17 protein-coding genes and 2 pseudogenes are annotated in these 17890 nt (G+C 35.3%); all 19 read left to right on the forward strand.

The features are described from left to right. Nucleotides 1-6 precede the first annotated feature (6 nt). Entirely contained in the window at nucleotides 7-498 is a 492-nt protein-coding gene (locus tag ACFZP3_RS04145) for a hypothetical protein (RefSeq protein WP_353277479.1), read from the forward strand. Then, nucleotides 495-1679, forward strand: a complete 1185-nt coding sequence (locus tag ACFZP3_RS04150) for an AAA family ATPase (protein ID WP_386086912.1) — start codon at nucleotides 495-497, stop codon at nucleotides 1677-1679. Before ACFZP3_RS04145 ends, ACFZP3_RS04150 begins: the two co-directional genes overlap by 4 nt. A 35-nt stretch (nucleotides 1680-1714) precedes the next feature. Further along, nucleotides 1715-1924: a hypothetical protein gene (locus ACFZP3_RS04155; protein WP_386086913.1), complete on the forward strand. Its 210-nt coding sequence runs from the start codon at nucleotides 1715-1717 to the stop codon at nucleotides 1922-1924. A gap of 1610 nt (nucleotides 1925-3534) precedes the next feature. Then, a complete protein-coding gene (locus ACFZP3_RS04160; RefSeq protein ID WP_386086914.1) occupies nucleotides 3535-5592 on the forward strand; it encodes an AAA family ATPase in 2058 nt (685 codons plus the stop codon). 34 nt (nucleotides 5593-5626) lie between these two features. Next, the gene (locus tag ACFZP3_RS04165) at nucleotides 5627-6127 is read left to right on the forward strand and encodes a sigma-70 family RNA polymerase sigma factor (RefSeq protein WP_386086915.1); all 501 of its coding nucleotides are present in this window, start codon (nucleotides 5627-5629) and stop codon (nucleotides 6125-6127) included. A gap of 17 nt (nucleotides 6128-6144) precedes the next feature. Then, nucleotides 6145-6321, forward strand: a pseudogene (locus tag ACFZP3_RS04170) (AAA family ATPase); the annotation flags it as partial. Between the two features lie 87 nt (nucleotides 6322-6408). Next, nucleotides 6409-7411, forward strand: a protein-coding gene (locus ACFZP3_RS04175; protein ID WP_386086916.1) for an IS630-like element ISWpi10 family transposase whose coding sequence is annotated in 2 segments (ribosomal slippage) — nucleotides 6409-6918 and nucleotides 6920-7411 — 1002 coding nt in all. Because the reading frame shifts where the segments join, the coding sequence is not laid out codon by codon here. 16 nt (nucleotides 7412-7427) lie between these two features. After that, nucleotides 7428-8057, forward strand: a pseudogene (locus tag ACFZP3_RS04180) (AAA family ATPase); the annotation flags it as partial. A 16-nt stretch (nucleotides 8058-8073) separates the two neighbouring features. Next, entirely contained in the window at nucleotides 8074-8880 is an 807-nt protein-coding gene (locus ACFZP3_RS04185) for an AAA family ATPase (protein ID WP_386086917.1), read from the forward strand. 40 nt (nucleotides 8881-8920) lie between these two features. Beyond that, complete coding sequence (locus tag ACFZP3_RS04190; RefSeq protein WP_386086918.1) at nucleotides 8921-9409, forward strand: hypothetical protein; 489 nt, start codon at nucleotides 8921-8923, stop codon at nucleotides 9407-9409. A gap of 298 nt (nucleotides 9410-9707) precedes the next feature. Continuing rightward, nucleotides 9708-10391, forward strand: coding sequence for a hypothetical protein (locus ACFZP3_RS04195; RefSeq protein WP_386086909.1), 684 nt, complete (start codon nucleotides 9708-9710; stop codon nucleotides 10389-10391). A 16-nt stretch (nucleotides 10392-10407) separates the two neighbouring features. After that, nucleotides 10408-12351, forward strand: coding sequence for a DUF4815 domain-containing protein (locus tag ACFZP3_RS04200; protein ID WP_386086908.1), 1944 nt, complete (start codon nucleotides 10408-10410; stop codon nucleotides 12349-12351). A 14-nt stretch (nucleotides 12352-12365) separates the two neighbouring features. Then, complete coding sequence (locus ACFZP3_RS04205; protein ID WP_265032412.1) at nucleotides 12366-13553, forward strand: hypothetical protein; 1188 nt, start codon at nucleotides 12366-12368, stop codon at nucleotides 13551-13553. Nucleotides 13554-13557: 4 nt separating this feature from the next. Continuing rightward, nucleotides 13558-13752 carry a hypothetical protein gene (locus ACFZP3_RS04210; protein WP_386086907.1) on the forward strand — a complete coding sequence of 65 codons (195 nt, stop codon included), beginning with the start codon at nucleotides 13558-13560 and terminating at the stop codon, nucleotides 13750-13752. Next, nucleotides 13749-15191 (forward strand): hypothetical protein, encoded by a 1443-nt coding sequence (locus ACFZP3_RS04215; protein WP_386086906.1) that lies wholly within the window; start codon nucleotides 13749-13751, stop codon nucleotides 15189-15191. Before ACFZP3_RS04210 ends, ACFZP3_RS04215 begins: the two co-directional genes overlap by 4 nt. A gap of 10 nt (nucleotides 15192-15201) precedes the next feature. After that, nucleotides 15202-15762 (forward strand): hypothetical protein, encoded by a 561-nt coding sequence (locus ACFZP3_RS04220; RefSeq protein WP_019236467.1) that lies wholly within the window; start codon nucleotides 15202-15204, stop codon nucleotides 15760-15762. Further along, nucleotides 15755-16933, forward strand: a complete 1179-nt coding sequence (locus tag ACFZP3_RS04225) for a phage tail sheath subtilisin-like domain-containing protein (RefSeq protein WP_386086905.1) — start codon at nucleotides 15755-15757, stop codon at nucleotides 16931-16933. Before ACFZP3_RS04220 ends, ACFZP3_RS04225 begins: the two co-directional genes overlap by 8 nt. Nucleotides 16934-16954: 21 nt before the next feature. Then, nucleotides 16955-17461 (forward strand): phage major tail tube protein, encoded by a 507-nt coding sequence (locus tag ACFZP3_RS04230; RefSeq protein ID WP_386086904.1) that lies wholly within the window; start codon nucleotides 16955-16957, stop codon nucleotides 17459-17461. A gap of 88 nt (nucleotides 17462-17549) precedes the next feature. Beyond that, nucleotides 17550-17807, forward strand: coding sequence for a phage tail assembly protein (locus ACFZP3_RS04235; RefSeq protein ID WP_386086919.1), 258 nt, complete (start codon nucleotides 17550-17552; stop codon nucleotides 17805-17807). The last annotated feature ends 83 nt before the right edge of the window (nucleotides 17808-17890 follow it).

Raw genomic sequence — 17890 nt, forward strand, 5'->3', positions numbered from 1 at the left:
GACAATATGTTATCAGATTTTTTAACTGATTTTAATAACGCAAAACTGCAGAGCAATTTAATACCAAAAGGTACAATAGTCAAGGTAAAAATGGCAATTAAACCAGGAGGTTATGAAAATTGGTTCACTAAAAGCTACACTACTGGCAGCATCTATTTAAACGTTGAATTTACTGTCACTGAAGGTCCATATGCAAAACGCAAGATTTTTCAAGTAATTGGTATTAAAAGTGGCAAAGCAAGAGTTGAAGGAGAAGATACTTGGGGAGAATCTGGTCGTTCTATGCTTAGAAGTATTTTGGAGTCAGCACGGAACATTCATTCAAATGACACTTCAGAAAAAGCAGCTATTGCTAGAAAAGTCAACTCTATAGCTGACTTTAACGGGGTAGAGTTTACTGCAAAAGTTGGTATTGAAGCTGATCGGTATGGAGAAAAGAACAAGATTGCTACGGTTATTACTCCAGAACAATCTGAAGTTGATTGGTTGCCATTTTGAAGTACGACGAAGAGAAGCTCTGGATTGCTGTAATTGAGAGAGCTATCAAAGATGCAGCAGGAAAAAATCCAGAGCTAAAGAAAGAAGCAATTAAATGGTTTGATTCAGAGTCTTTTGAAACTGTTTGTGAGCTAGCTAATCTCAGCTCTAAGCGTATGAAAAGTATGTATGGGGGTTTTATGCAGAGAAAGGAAATAAAAGGATTATTGATTGATAATATTAAGGAGTGTGTACCTTACCTAATTCCAAACGGTAATTTTTATCGAGAGAGGACTTATGTTGGCAACTGTGACGGGGATATGATTACGGTTAAAATAGTGGGTAAAGAAGCTGGAAATTGGCGTAATTTTACTAAAGGAATTAGTGGTGATATTATTGATCTTTGGACTTTAGTTAAAGGTGATATAAATTCCGCTAAGAAGTGGTTAAATACTAAAGAAAACACAACAGAACATAAAATTACATCGTTTTCAGCAAGGCATTACTTGAATGATAAATCACCAATGCCAAAAGATATAATAGGCCCAAGAATTTTAACTCCAGGCGGTCTTTTGGTTATAGGCGGAACTCCCAAAATAGGAAAAAGTAATTTTCTACTTTCCATGTTAGTACATTTAGCTGCTGGAGTATCATTTCTTGGTATGAAGCCTGCAAAGCCACTTAAGATATTCTATCTACAGGATGAAATGGAATATGATTACATAAGAGAGCGCTTACAGAAGCTAAGAATCAGCAAGAAAATCCTTGGTGAAGGAACAGAAAACTTAGTTATTACTAAAAAAGTACAGTTAACTTTGAATGTGGAAAAAATAAAAGAAATTATGTCGGAAAATCTCGATGTAAAAACAGTTGATCTTATAGTGATAGACTCTCTTTTTGATTATAGGAGTATGATCTCTTTTTTGCAAAATGGTATTGATGAACTACGCTCTATAACTAACCCTACGGCTGGAGTAATAGTTACACATTATACCAAAAAAGTGTCAACAACCACGTTAAAAAAGAATCCATTTCAAGCATTGAGTGGTGCTAATGTTTTAAGAAGTTTATATACATCTGGAGTAATGATATTTAGGCCAGAAAGGAATACTCTGCAATTGATATACGAACTTAAAAACGGCAAACCAATACCAACAAAATTCATAAATATGGTTAACGGACGCTGGATAGCTACAGCTTAACCAAATTTCTAAACTTTAAATATATTGGAGATTTTATGGGTATCTATTGTGATTTTAATACTGCAGCTCCACGAAAAAATGCACCGTTAGTAGAAAAAGAACAACTTAAAGCTCAGCTTCTGTTAAATATCAGATCATGCCTTTCTTATCTATTGCCAAGAGGGATTTTTTGTGGTGATAAGTTTTATGTAGGCAATATACAAGGGCGATCTGACTCATTAAGTCTTTTGGAAATGGAAAAGTAATGCACTAAGTGGCTAAAAGCATAGAAATTCAGTGAGTTAAGTATAGTATGTTTTTGTTCCTAATTTTTCAATTTTACTGGAAATCACAAAACTCAGAACAGCTTCTTATTCCTTAAAACCTTACTTTGAAGAATAGGCCACACATTTATCTTCCTTTGAGTGATGCCTTTAATTATCTTACAATAACTAGGTTTATGTCTACTAATATCATGAAATACAGCTGGTCCACCTGTATGCGTAAGTAGTTAGAGTAGGTTATAGGCGGCTTTAAAAAACCGGTTAGTTGCCACTTGAGTTTATTTTTTAAATGACTTTTATATTTCGGTTAAAAATTTAAATGGACGGTATATTAGCCTTTTTGAAAACCATTTCAGTTGAGCAGATGGCCACCGCGGAACTTCTCTTAAGGTTTATATTATAATAAACTTATTACAGTTCATGTTTTTTTGCTTAACTTATTATTAAAAAAGTAACAAATTAAACATTTAAGCGCGTTAATAATATTTAGGTAGGTATTATGAAAGGTACATATCCTATATGTTCTATTATTATATATTATTATATATTATATATATAATATATAAGGTTTTACCTGAAACTGGGCTACACTCAAAAACCCTCTATAATCCTAGCTTTTAAAGCAATTAAGAAGTTTTTTTGAATTTCAAACTTAAATTACTCTTAACCCTTTAATATAGCCGGGTTTTTTCCTTTTTGGAGATTTCATTTTTCAATCTAAAATGGCTTAAACTGCCAAAAATCTATGTAATCTCGAATCTAAAGCACTTAATTCACAAATAATTATTATGAATAACTTTACTAATATAGCATTTTGTGGCTAATTCTTATAGACGGAAAATCTCTCCCCTGAGTATATTGTAAATGTGTTAAGCTCTATTAAAGTTTAATAGAAAAATCGTAATGAAAAAAATTTTAGAGCAATTCATATTTCGGACTGCATTTCTAGTATATATCTGTTATGGAGGAGAAAAAAGGATGGCTTATTTGGTTATTCTCATAAGCAAAGTATAGTATATTTTGCAACATAATGCAGATGCAACTTATAGGCGGCTTTTTTGTTTAAAGTTAAAATGAAATTAAATTTTGTAATTTTTTTGAGGAGTGTAAGTTGAGAGCAGAGTTAAATTTTCAATATCACCATTTACCTCTACAGAAGAGAACTTTTTTAGTGTTGCCTATATATTTTTGTAGTTTTTTGGACGAATTTGAAATTGAACGTATATATATACTACAGGGGCATATGAAAGATAAGAGAACGCAGGTAGTAGCTTGTGCAAAATTTTCTAAAAAGTGACCAGTTTTTGTATTTTGTTGAACTTACTATAGTAAGACCTAGCAGCCTGGTCTTCTGAATTGTAAATATTTGGGGTAAATATGGACAGTGTCAACTTACGCTTGAAAAAAATTTCTCCACTCTTCCGGAAAAACCTATGAGAAATCCGGTATTACTATAGTAAAAGGTACAGAGACATCTCTCTACCCATTTATAACTGTATTTTAAATTACCAGCCTTTAAGAACATCATCATGAGCTATGTAGCAGAGACATTTTGTCAACAAACATAGCTTATTTTAACAGGAGAAAACAATATGCATGACAAGCAAGCTTTATTTGAAAGAGCAGCAGAAATAAAAGCAGAACTACTCTCAAGAATAGAATCATCTTTATCCTACTTATTACCAAATGGTACTTTCCACGGAGGTAAGTTCTATGTTGGTAATATTAGAGGAGATAAAGGGAAAAGTTTAGTAGTAGAAACAAGAGGAGAAAGAGCCGGATTATGGCACGATTTTGCTACTGGTGAAGGCGGAGATATACTTAATCTCTGGTGGGATGTTACTAGTCAGACTAAGTTTCTTGATACCATAGAAGATATAGAAAAATGGCTTGGTCACTCAACAAACCATAAAGAAGAATTTTCAGAACGTTTAATAGCATGTTGGGACTATCATGATGAAAATAATCAAGTAATAGCTAAAATTTACCGTTATGATAGCACTTCAGGGAAAAAACGATATAGCTGTTTTGATGTAAAAAACTCAAGTAGTACTGCTCCAGATCCAAGGCCTTTGTACAATGTTCCAGGTATAATTAAATCCGATAAAATTGTTTTCGTTGAAGGTGAAAAATGTGCTGAAAGTTTAATCAGTAAGGGCATAACAGCCACAACAATGATGTTTGGAGCAAATTCACCTGTAAATAAAACAGATTGGGCTCCGCTAAAAGGTAAACACATAACCATATGGCCAGACAACGATAGTTCAGGTCAGAAATATGCTGAAAATGTTGCAAAGAAGCTTTTAGATATAGGCGTTGCATCGCTTTCTATTCTTAAAATTCCACAAGATAAACCAAAAGCTTGGGATGCTGCTGATTGTATTAAAGAAGGAGTAGACGTCAAAAGATTTTTAACCTCAACTGTTTCTTTCCCATATACAAAAAACGTTACTTCATTTCCTGTATTGCAGTACCTAAATGACAAATCACCAATGCCAGAAGACATAATTGCTCCTAGAGTTTTAACTCCTAGTGGTCTTTTAGTTTTTGCTGGCGCGCCTAAAGTGGGAAAAAGTGACTTTCTTATTTCTTGGCTTTTTCATATGGCATCTGGAACTCCATTTTTTGATATGGTGCCAAAAAGGCCCTTAAGAATCTTCTACCTTCAGACTGAAATCGGTTACCACTATATGCGTGAACGGCTGCAACAGATGAAACTTAGTGAAGAACTTATTAAACTTGCTGCAAACAATTTAGTTATTACACCACAGACTAAGCTGCTTTTAAATGAAAATGGCATTAAAGATATCGTAGCTGAAGCAGAAAGAAACTTTGACCTAAACACCATTGATGTCATAGCGGTAGATCCATTGCGTAACGTTTTTGATGCTGATGAATACGGTAACGAAAATGATAATAATGCCATGATTTTCTTTCTCCAGGAGAGAGTTGAAAAACTGCGTTCTCTAATCAATCCAGATGCTGGAGTTATTCTTGTGCACCATACAAAGAAAATGCAAAAGAAACTATTAGAAGAAGATCCATTTCAAAGTTTTAGTGGCGCTAGCAGCTTACGAGGATTCTATACCACTGGAATGATCATGTTTAGGCCTGATGAGAAGAACAGCTATCGTCAACTGATGTTTGAGTTACGTAATGGAAATTCTGTTATGCCAAAATTTGTTGATAAAATTAATGGTCATTGGTACGAAGTTGACGCTGAGTCACAAAGGTTAATAAATAAAGACTATGGTGAAAAACTAGATGCCGAACGTTCTCGTAGATATGACATCATCTTGGACTTAATATGTGCAGAAGGACGTAAGGGTCATGCTTATACAATTAATCAGTTTTGTCAGGCATTTGAAAATAAAGAAGGTCTTGGCAGTACACATTCTATTCGTGATCGTCTCGATGTTCTTGCTACCAAAGGCTACGTTAAATTCAACAAAGAAGGCAAAAACGCTGCAAGAAACAAATACGGAGTACTTTGCGTTGAAGGTATGGAATTTGGGCAAAAAATACTTGATCCAGAGAAGAACAAAAAGGTTACAGTCTATCACAGGTTACTACCCACACACTACAAATCACCGCATTATGGCAGCGTAATTCCTGTAGAAAATCCAAATACTTGGGTTTATCACAATTAACACTTTAATCATTTCTTAATTAGAGGGAGAAAATATGCATTCTAAAAATTCCTATACTGGTATTAATCCAAAAGTTGTTAAACACATACGACACTATGCTAAACTTCTGAAGAGAGGAAAAGCTTTTGCTTATAAAGACATTGAAGATATTGAGCAAGATCTTTTACTTGACTGTTTGCCTGGCCTTAATGAACTTGAAGGACATTTTATAAAACAGTACGTTAAATGCCGTGCTCTTAATTTAAAAGAGAAAGAACTATGTAAAAAACGTACCATTAATTTTGTTGATGAAGCTTTATACGAAGAGAGCGATGAAAGTCTTGAATATAGCTCCGCAGTACGCATTGACGTAAATGAAGCAATTGCAAAGTTACCTCGAGAGTTAAGAAAAATATGTAAACTATTAGCAGAAGATCACAGCATTTGTGAAATTTCCAGAAGGACTGGTGTACCAAAATCAACTCTCTACGACACAATCAACAAATTACGCAAAGAGTTTTCCCACCTTAAAACATACCTAAAACGAGATTTCTAACTATAAGGGGGAAAAATATGAAAATAATAAACAGCAAAGAAAGAGCAAAAATGGTCACAGGTGTGAAAGTAGTAATCTTTGGACCTTATGGAATCGGCAAGACCAGTCTGCTCAAAACCCTCGATGAATCAACAACACTTTGCCTTGATTTTGAAGCAGGACTTCTAGCTGTACAAGACTGGAAAGGAGATTCAACTGATACCAATTCCCACTATGTAAAGAACAGATAGACAATAATGGGAAAGAAGTGATACTAAAGTAGATAAAATAGAGAGGTATAAATGGCATTAAGGTCAAAACTGTTAGACGAAAAAGTTGTAAATTTGGCGAAAGAAATGTTAAAAAAGGTCAGAAATAACGCATATGTTTCAAAAAAGTTACAAGCGGTGATAGTAGGAAAAGAAAGTAGTATAAGCGCTGTGGCAAGAATATGTAAAATTTCAAGGACTGCTTTGACTGAATGGATAAAGCATCTAAAATTTGGTAGAGTAGAAAAATTATTTTCCCCTTCTCAGCGGCGAAGAAAAAGCAAATTAAACAAAAATCAACGTGAGCAAATTGAAATATGGGTAGAAAGAAATCCAAATATTACTATTAAGGAAGTGCAAATAAAAATCTCAGAGGAATTTGGCCTAAACATTAGCAAATCAACAGTGCATCGTGAGATACAAAGGATGAAGTTTTCTTACATAACACCGAGGCCAATTCACCATAAACAAGATAAAAACAAGCAAGAAGAGTTTAAAAAATACTTCAATAAAATAGTCAATTCCCACCCTGAAAAGGAGGTATTTTTTTGATGAATCACGATTTGGAACTCATTCAAAAATCGGACACGGATGGTTTAAAAAAGGGGTCAGAATGCAGGTTAAAATGAAAATTGGTAGACAAAATTTCTATATCTACAGTGCGGTAAATCCAAGAAGTGGTAAGAAAATTATCCTACTTGCTCCATATGTAAACACTGATTGTATGAATATATTTCTGGAGCAGATGTCGAAAGATTTAGGCACGAAAAAAGCCTTTCTTGTAATGGATTGTGCAGGCTGGCATAGATCAAAAAGTTTGAAAATTCAGAAAAACATTACCATTATATACTTGCCTCCTTATTCACCAGAACTGAATCCTGTTGAGAGGTTGTGGCAATATATCAAACACAATACTTTACGCAACAGAGTCTACTATACCATAGGCTTACTTGAAGATGTTCTGTGTAATTTTATTGTCAGTATTTCCAGTGCTACTATTAAACGAGTTTGTAATGTTTCTTATTTGTTCGATTAGTAATGGAATTTGGTATGAGATTCGTACTTGGAGTCAAGCTCGTGATATTGCTTGCCTAATTGGTGGTCCAAACCCTGCACTAAAATCTGATCAAGCGTATAGTCAAAAGCACTATGAGCATGTATCTGGTAAGTATAAAGATCTTCTTTCTGAAGTTTCTAAATATCGCTCTATTTTTATTGATAGTATAACTGTTGCATCACGTTTATGTCTTTTATGGGCAAGAATGCAACCTGAGTGTTTTTCTGATAGATCGGGAAAAGAAGACAAAAGAGCTGCCTATGGATTACTTGCTCAAGAAATGATGGCCTGGCTCAATCAGTTTCAACATATTCGAGATAAAGACATCATCATAGTTGGCACACTAGGTCAATATCTCGATGACTGTAATCGTTCAATTTGGCTACCTCAATGTGAAGGGGCTAAAACTGCTAGTGAGATTCCAGGGATAGTTGACGAAGTAATCAGTATGGTTGGAATCAAGAAAGATGATGGCACGGAGAAACGTTCATTTGTCTGTCAGACTATTAACTCTTGGGGATATCCAGCTAAAGATCGAAGTGGCTGCCTGAATATGGTTGAAGAACCGCATCTGGGTAAATTACTTGCGAAAATTAAAGCCAAAACCTTGGCTTCTGTTGCCTAATTTTAAAAGGAGTAATATGGAACAAAGCTTTTTCAATATCGGTAAAAAAATCCCTTTTTACAGCGTAAAGGAGTATTTAAGTGATCAAATGCCAATACCAGAGGATATAATCTCACCAAGAATTTTAACAAAAAGAGGCTTATTGGTACTAGGTGGCCCACCTAAGATTGGTAAAAGCGACTTTTTGATCTCTTGGCTCGTTCATATGGCTGCTGGTAGATCGTTTCTTGGTATGACACCAAATAGACCTTTGAAAATCTTCTACATGCAAACTGAAATTGAATATGAATATATGAAAGAACGGTTGCAACAACTTCAACTGAATAAAGAGCTTTTGGACATAGCTGCCAATAACTTAATTATCACGCCAAGAGTGCAATTATCATTTAGCAGTGAAGAAATAGATGAAATTAAAAATGTTGTCAAAGAGCGTTTCAAACCTGATATTATTGCCATCGATCCTCTTCGTAACATTTTTAACTCAAGTGAATATGGCAATGAAAATGACAATAGCGCTATGCTATTCTTTTTGCAAAAGAAACTTGAAAGACTGAGAAATGTTATCAATCCAGATTCGGGCATAATACTCACCCACCATACAAAAAAACTGTCTAAAAAGATGCTAGAAGAGGATCCATTTCAAGGGTTAAGCGGTGCTGGATCTTTACGTGGATTTTACAGTACTGGTATGGTGATGTTTGCTCATGATGAGGAAAGCACTACCCGTCAAGTAGTATTTGAGTTGCGAAATGGTGAACGTGTGGCAAGCAAGCTTGTCGATAAGATAAATGGTCGTTGGAAACTTGTAGACCAATGGAGTTGATTCTTTTTTTCGTTTTGCAATTAATTTATAGGAGGACAATATGCTATCAGATTTTTTAACTGATTTTAATACTGCAAAATCACAAAGTAATTTAATACCAAAAGGTACAACGGTGAAAGTCAAAATGGCGATTAAACCAGGAGGTTATGAAAATTGGTTCACTAAAAGCTACACTACTGGCAGCATCTATTTAAACGCTGAATTTACTGTCACTGAAGGTCCATATGCAAAACGCAAGATTTTTCAAGTAATTGGTATTAAAAGTGGCAAAGCAGAAGGTGAAGAAGACATCTGGGGAGAATCTGGTCGTTCTATGCTTAGAAGCATTTTGGAGTCAGCACGAAATATTCATGCACATGACACTTCAGAAAAAGCAGTTATTGCTAGAAAGATCAATTCTATAGCTGACTTTAACGGGTTAGAATTTACTGCAAAAGTTAGTATTGAAGCTGATCGATATGGAGAAAAAAACAAGATTGCTACTGTTATTACTCCAGAACAATCTGAAGTTGATTGGTTGCCATTTTGAAATACGATGAAGAGAAGCTCTGGATTGCTGTAATTGAGAGAGCTATTAAATACGCAGTAGGAAAAAACGTAAAGCTGAAAGGAGAAGCGATAAAATGCAGAGTCTTTTGAAACTGTTTGTGAGCTTTGATTTTCAATATGTCAAAAAGCATTGTTTCGATATTCTCGAAAGAAAAAGTAGTTCTGGTTTTTTAAGATAAAAGGATGTTTAAGCATAAAAATGCACTTCAAAAAAAATTTTCATTTTTCCCGGAAAAACATGTGAGAAATCCGGTATATATATAGTAAGAGGGGCAAACATGTCAATTCTTACACAATCAGGTCGAGCAGCAATAGCAGCCAGCATAAAAGAGCAATCTATCCATCTTGCTTGGGGCAGTGGTGATGCTAATTGGGAAAGTAGTCATCAGGTCGAAAAAGTTTTTGTTGAGGGTGAAATAGCTCTAAATCACCATACTATTAAAGATGTAAGGGTTTTTACAGGACAAACAACTTATCAGCCAAGTATAGATTATATAGTTGATAGCAGTAGTGGTGTAATTAAACGTACGGGAAATAGCTCTATCAGGGCAAATAGTGCAGTTACTGTAGAATATAGTGAAAGCACACCACCAGAGCTGATAACTTCTGAAAAACTGCTCAATGAGCTTGGCAGACGTACTGCGAACGAAGTGCTCTTCTGCACAGGTGATGAGAATGGAGAGCTTTTGACCCCTTCTGGAAGGTTTAGGCCCTCAAATGTACCAACTAATAATCTCTATCTTAAATTTACTTTCGATTTCACGGACGCAGCAAATCAAGTTATCAGGGAGCTAGGAGTTATGGTTGGTACTAAAATAAAAGAAGGATTACCTGAAGGACAGAGATATTTCGAGCCAAAAGACGTGGAAAATCCTGGAATTTTGTTAGTTTTAGAACACACCGTACCACTTATCAGAACATCTGCAACTCGGGAAACTTTTTCATTTGTTGTAACTTTTTGAATTTTTCTAGCATAAAATGACTTTAAACGCCTATTATAACCGCTTTAATCCTGACAAAGAATACGAAAAAAGCTTATTTCTTGCTGGAAGAGGTCTACAGTCTGCAGAATTAAATGAGACTCAGGAGTATGCTCTTTCTAAGCTTAAAGGCATAGGTGATGCAATATTTCGTGATGGTGATGTTATAACAGGAAGCAATTGTATTATAGATAGAGAAACTGGTAAAGTTACACTTGAGTCAGGAAAAATCTATCTGCGTGGAGCAGTGAGAAAAGTAGAGGAAAAAGAGTTTGTTATTCCACTGAGTACTATAGTTCGCATAGGTGTTTATTATCTAGAATCTACCATTACAGAGCTTGAGGATGAAAACCTTCGTGATCCTGCTGTTGGTACACGTAATTATCAAGAAGTAGGCGCTGCAAGGCTTAAAGTTTCCACCACTTGGAGTTATCAAGCTGAGGGTGTGACTACTAATGCTTCAGGAGAATTTTATCCAATTTATAACATTGAAAATGGAGTATTGATAGAACATTCACCGCCACCACAAGCAAATATAGTAACTACTGCTCTTGCTCGTTATGACAAAGAAGCAAATGGTTCCTACGTTGTAAATGGCCTTGAAGTGATGTTCCTCCACAAAGAAGAAAAGGGAGAAGAAGGGGTAAAAAAAGGTAAAAAAGAAATATTTGTGATTAATGAGGGAAAAGCTCATGTTGATGGCTATGAGATTGAACTTCCTCACAGTATTCGTGTTTCTTTTGATGAAGATCCGGATATAAAATCAGTTGAATCAGAACCACATACTTTTCAGCCAAATAGCCAAAGAGTAATGGAACTGAAGGTTAATGATTTTCCAATAAGTGAAATCAAAAAAGTAGACATAACTGTTCAAAAAACTATTATTGTTACTCACGGTTCATATTCTGGAGCTATTGATCCGATACCTGACTCTGCAGTACTTGAGATTATTCAAGTTAAACAAGGCAATGTTATTTATGAAAACAGTATAGATTACAAACTAAACGCAGGAAACGTTGATTGGTCATTACCTGGTAAAGAACCAGCTCCTGGAAGTAGTTACCTGATAACCTATCGCTGCCGCACTCATATAAGCCCTGAAGATATAAGCGAAGAGGGATGTAAAGTAAGAGGTGCAGTTGATAACAGCTTGGTTCTGGTTGATTATACCTGGAAAATGCCCCGCTATGATTTAATTACTATCGATAGCAAAGGAGTGGTAAGAAGAATAAAAGGAATTTCCCACCCTTGGCGACCATCAATGCCTAGAGCGCCTAGTGGACAACTTTTGCTCTGCTACATTCATCAGACATGGAAAAAAGGCGAAGGGGTAAAAATAGTGAATAATGCTATTCATGCTGTGCCAATGAATGAACTTGAAGCAATGAAGAAGGGAATAAATGATCTTTATGCGCTGGTTGCACAGGAGCGTTTACGCAATGATGCAAATTCAAGAGAACCTACTACCAAAAAAGGAGTATTTGTTGACCCATTCTTTGATGATGATATGCGTGATCAAGGAATTTCGCAGTCTGCAGCAATAGTAAATAGAGAGCTAGTTCTGCCAATAGATGTAGAAGTTGCAGATATTGAAAAAGGTGGGGAAAGATATCTTTTGCCGTATGAACTTGAACCGGTACTGGAGCAGCTTTTACAGACTAAAGGAGAAAAGATCAATCCATACCAAGCTTTTGATCCAGTACCGGCACAAATTACTCTAAATAAAAATATAGATCACTGGACGGAGGTAAAAACAAATTGGAAAAGTCCAGTAACAAGAGTATTTAATGTTAAAGAAACGACAGAGCTGCTGTCAAGTGCTTCATACGAAACTGAATTTATGAGAGAAGCAATACAGAATTTTGAAATTGAAGGTTTTGAGCCAAATGAGAAGCTTAAAGAGATAAAATTTGACGGAATAAACATTCAACCTATAACTTAAAACTGGAAAACCAAATGTTAACAGCTAACAATCAGGGAAAATTAAAGGGAAAGGTGAAAGTACCAGCAAATATTCCAGCCGGTACTAAATTAGTGCAATTTTACGGGGATAAAGGAAGTTATGGAGAAGCAACTTATACTGGTAAAAAAACAATTACCATAGAGGAAAGAAGAAGAGTTATCGCAGCAAGAAGAGTTGATCCTTTAGCACAAACATTTACTTTAAATGAGAGCAGACACATAGGGGGTCTAGATTTATGGTTCACAAATAGCGGCAAAAAACGTGTTGTTGTGCAGATTAGAGAAACAGCAGTGGGAATGCCCTCGCAGACTGTCATTGCTGAAAGTTATATTGAGCCAAAAGATATAAAGATAGATGGCACAGCAACACGTATAGAGTGGTTACCAGTGTTTTGCCATGCAGGACAAGAGTATGCAATAGTGCTACTCACTGATGATGCAGATACTGCAGTAAAAATAGCAGAGCTTGGCAAATATGATACAGTAAATATTCGTTGGGTAACAAGTCAACCATATCAAGTAGGAGTATTACTTTCATCAAGCAATGCAAGTACCTGGACTCCACATCAGAACTTAGATTTAACGTTTCGGCTTTTGGCTGCAAAATTTAGCGAAGTTTCTCACATTATTGATCTTGGCAAGGTTACTGCAAATAACGTATCAGATTTAATTGTTTTGACGAACGTCGAAAAAGTAGCATTTGATACCAATGTGGAATTTATTTTAACAGATGAAGAAGGAAAAGAAAATTTTTTGTCTGATAATTTGCCGCTCGCACTGCGTGAAAGAATAAATGGGGAATTAACGGTAAAAGCAAGCCTAAAAGGAGGGCGAGAAAAAAGTCCAGTTCTTTATCCTGGGTTACAGCTAGTTATGGGTAATATAGGGGAAAAAGGAGATTATGTTACAAGAAGCATTACAGCAGGAGCTAACACTAAGATTACCATAACATATGATGCGCTAATACCTGGCACTGCAGACGTAAAAGCATATGTGCAGAAAAGCGTCAAAGAATGGCAGCTAGTAAATTTAACCTCGGGAAAACCAATAGGGGAAAATTGGGTAGAGAGAACTCATGTGCTAACAAACTTTAATGGTAATGAGACAAGGATAAAATTAGTTTTAAGTGGAACAGTTGTCTATCGTCCTAAAGTCAAAAATTTGCGAGTGATTATTACTTAAATCAATGCCAAATGACCAAAGCAAACGAGGATATACACTACTACATCCAGAAAATATTGCTGTGCAGGATGTTGTTCGTATCCGTACCACAATTGAGAAAATAGATGAAGATATTACCGAAAGAGAAGATGAGCATAATCAACTTAAGAGTAATTTTGAGCGGTTTAATTTTGAGACTTTTTTGAATTTTTGGGAATGAAAGAAGCAATAGAAGCGTTACATAAAAGGATAAAGGATTTAGCAGTAAGTAGCACAGCTGATCAACTGGCATATCTTGCAAAATCGCTGGAATTGATAGCAGATAAAAAAGCTATTTCCAACGTTGTGCAGATGACTGAAGTAAAAGGAATAATTGATGCACTACAAAAAAGACTTAAGGATTTAGCAGAAAACAGTACACCAGATCAATTAGCATATCTTGCTAAAGCATTGGAATCAATAGTCGACAAAAGTGCAGTTTCTGAAATTGTACAGATGACTGATGGTAAGCTAAAAGAACTTCTTGATAGTGCAAAAAAACACTTAACTGATCTGGATAATAAAAAAGCTAGTTCTTTAGCAGTGATCTCTGAATCAGAGAAGCAATTATTAAAGAGAATTGATGAAAAAGGAACAACAAATTTATCGCTACTTGATACGAGAAAGAATGCCAATATTGCAGCAATAAATAGCATTAGTAATAGTCATAAAGATGGTCTTAAAGGTTTAGTAGAAGATTTTCGTGCTGTTAATAATGTACCATCTGGCTCATCAATTATTGGGGAAATAGAAACTCGTGATAACCAATTAAAAACATCCCTGATAAATGAGGTAAAAACTCGGGATGAACAGTTAAAAGCGTCTCTTATAAATGAAATAAGAAAGCGCAACATGGTTGAACCAGGGTCATTACCTTTCTTATTTGGTGTACTTGGCAGAAAAAATAATTATTTTGGCCACGGAACTTTTACGACAGAGCTTGGAAAGTGGAGTAGTGATATAACAAAAACTGACTATATGTTACAACTACTAGCAGGTAGCCATACGTACAATACAGATTACGTTAGTTTTTATCGGCCAAGACAACTAAGTTTTATAGAGGGAAGTAAAGGAACATTTATTTACGGAGAGTTATGCACAAAAAGTTTTTCGGGTAGTTATGATGAGATATACTATTACCCGTATGCTGCACTTGGAGTAGTATTTGTAAAAAATACAACCAATGTGAACATAAATAAGACAATGGAATTTGTTGGATCATCGTATTCGAGTACGGAGTATGGGGGAGCAGGATTATTTGTGGGAACTCCTGATAACACTAATTCTAATAAATCAAGTATTTCAAAAATAGTATGGAAAAATGTTTACCAATACACGAGTTCTGATAGCAAGTTAGCCGGATCTGGTAATGTGGAGATTCCAGCAGGAAAAACAGTTGCAATATTACTTTACACATCATCTTATCTGTATTCCAGAACACAAGTTAGTCAAGGTATGCTTGCATCAAATTATGTACACAACTATGGTCAATTTATTCAGTGGGGGATTTATAACATACGTAGCAATTTTCTCACCACAGGGCTTGAGGTAGATGTGGAAAGGACGCTCAGGGGTTGGCAATGTCCAGGGTTAGAACGAACTGATCAAATATGGCAATGAGGAGGAATTTGTGACTATTTATATACGTTTTGAAAACCACAAGCAGATTGAAACAACAACACTTGAAAACAAGCCAACTGGAAATGATTGGTATGAAGCACCAAAGAATTTTGACTGGCAAAAAAGTTATTGTTTAACAGAAGGAGAGAAAATTGTTGAAAGGAATAAGGAAGATATTGAGCTGGAATTATTGGAAAATGCGAAACTTTCTGCACTTGATAGTGTGCGTTTTTATTTTAATAACTATACTAACGAATACGCTGGAAATTCTCACCAAAAAGCTAAATCGTATCAAATACAAGAAAAAGCCGCAAAAAGCATTCTAGCAGCACCAGAGTCTATAAGTAAAAAGGATACAGAAATTATAGAACCTTTAGCAAAAGTCCGTGGTATTACAGTTATTGAAATGGCAAGAATAATTGAAGAAAAAGCAAAAAAAGCAGTAAAAGAAATAATTAAATGTGAAGAGTTGGAAGACATTACCAAGAAAAAAATTGCAGAAGCCAAAAGTAAAAATGAGCTAGAGAACTTACTAAACGATTTTAAACAAAAGATACAAAGAAATGGCTGAAGAATTTTTACACGGAGTAAATGTTATTGAGGTAACCTCAGGAGCAAAGACAGTACGTACAGCTAAATCATCAGTGATAGGCGTAATTGGTACTGCTCCGGAAGCGAACGTGGAAGAATTTCCGCTAAATAAACCAGTGTTAATTGCAGGAAGCTTAAAAGAAGCAGCAAGACTTGGAAAGAGTGGCAGTTTACCTTCTGCAACAAACGGAATATTTTCCCAGATTGGTGCAACAGTAGTAGTTATTCGAGTTAAAGAAAGTGAAAACAGCGATTCAAAGCTCAAAGAAAGTGAAACTATCCAAAATATAATTGGCGGTGTTGATAAAGAGACTGGAGAGTATCAAGGGATAGAGGCATTCCTCAGTAGTGAAAGCATAGTTCATATTGCTCCAAGAATATTAATTGCACCTCAGTTTACTCATCAGTTACCTGAAATAGATGGAGTAAATCCAGTAGTGAGTGCTTTAATTTCCATAGCAGAAAAATTAAGAGCAATTATTGTTGCAGATGGACCAAATACTAATGATGAAGAAGCAATAAAATGGAGAAAAAGTGTAGGCAGCTCAAGAGTTTACGTAGTTGACCCTTGGGTTAAGGTATTTATTGAAGAAGAAATCTTGCCAGCAAGTCCATTTGTAGCAGGTTTAATAGCTAAAATAGACAGCGAGCAAGGATTTTGGCACTCACCTTCAAATAAAGAGATAAATGGTATTGTTGGCACAAGCAGGCCTATTGATTTTACGCTCGGTAATACAAATTGTAGAGCAAACCATTTAAATGAAAATGAAGTAACAACGATAATTCATCAAAATGGCTACAGGCTTTGGGGAAATAGGACATGTTCAAATGACTCAAAATGGGCTTTTTTGTCAGTGAGAAGGACTGCAGATTTAATCAACGATAGTCTACTTCGAGCTCATCTATGGGCAGTTGATCGCAATATTACCAAAACTTATATAGATGATGTGATTGAGGGGGTGAATTCCTATCTGGCAAGTTTAAAAGCACAAGGGGCGATTATTAGCGGAAAATGTTATGCAACTCCAGAACTCAACACACCGGCAAACATTGCAAGCGGGAAAGTGTATTTTGACTTCGAGTTTACACCACCATATCCAGCAGAACAGATTACTTTCAGGTCACATCTTGTGAGTGGTACAATATTATAAAAATGGGAGAAAGAGGAAAAAATGTTACCGAAGATTTTAAAGAATTTTAACGTATTCGTAGATGGTCGAGGTTATGCAGGGAAAATTGATGAAATAACCTTGCCAAAACTTACCATAAAAACAGATGAATATAGAGCTGGTGGTATGGATATTCCAATAAATATTGATATGGGAATGGAAAAGCTTGAAGCAGATTTCACTTTTTCTGAATACGATACAGAACTCTTTAAGCTATTTGGTCTAATAAATGGGAATTCAGTTTCTTTGACACTCAGAGGTGGAATGCAAGGGAGTGGTAGTAATGATATTGAAGCAGTAATAATCAATTTAAGAGGCATTTTTAAAGAGTTTGATTTTGGTAACTGGAAACCTGCTGAAAAAGCAACGCTGAAGTGTACTGTAGCTGCTCATTACTATAAACTTACTATAGGTGGTAATGAACTGATAGAGATCGATGCTGAAAATATGATTAGAAAGATAAATGGTGTTGATCAAATGGCCTTGCTGCAAACGGTTTTAGGAATATGAAAACTTATTTGAAATTTTATTTTTTAAGGAGAAGCATATTAAAATAACTTTAAAAGTGTAAAAATATTTTATTTTTTAGGAGAATTTTATGGAAACTATAACGCTTAATAACCCAATAACAATTGATGGAATTTCTGTCTCAGAGCTTATCGTTAGACGTCCAAAAGTTAGAGACTATCTTGCTATTGAGAGACTTAATGGTAGTGATTTGAGTAAGGAAGTAACTTTGACTGCCAATTTGACATCAGTTGCAAAAGAAGCGATTGAAGAGTTAGATATTGCTGATTATGTGAAAATTCAAGAGGTATTAAAGGATTTTTTTTCACCAATTATTCAAAAGACTTGAGATTAGAAGTACTCGTGCTTAGCTCTATCATAGGTGGTGGAGTTGAGCACATTCTTGATATGGAATTTAACGAATTTATCTTA

The sequence above is a fragment of the Wolbachia endosymbiont (group A) of Norellia spinipes genome, from assembly GCF_964273535.1.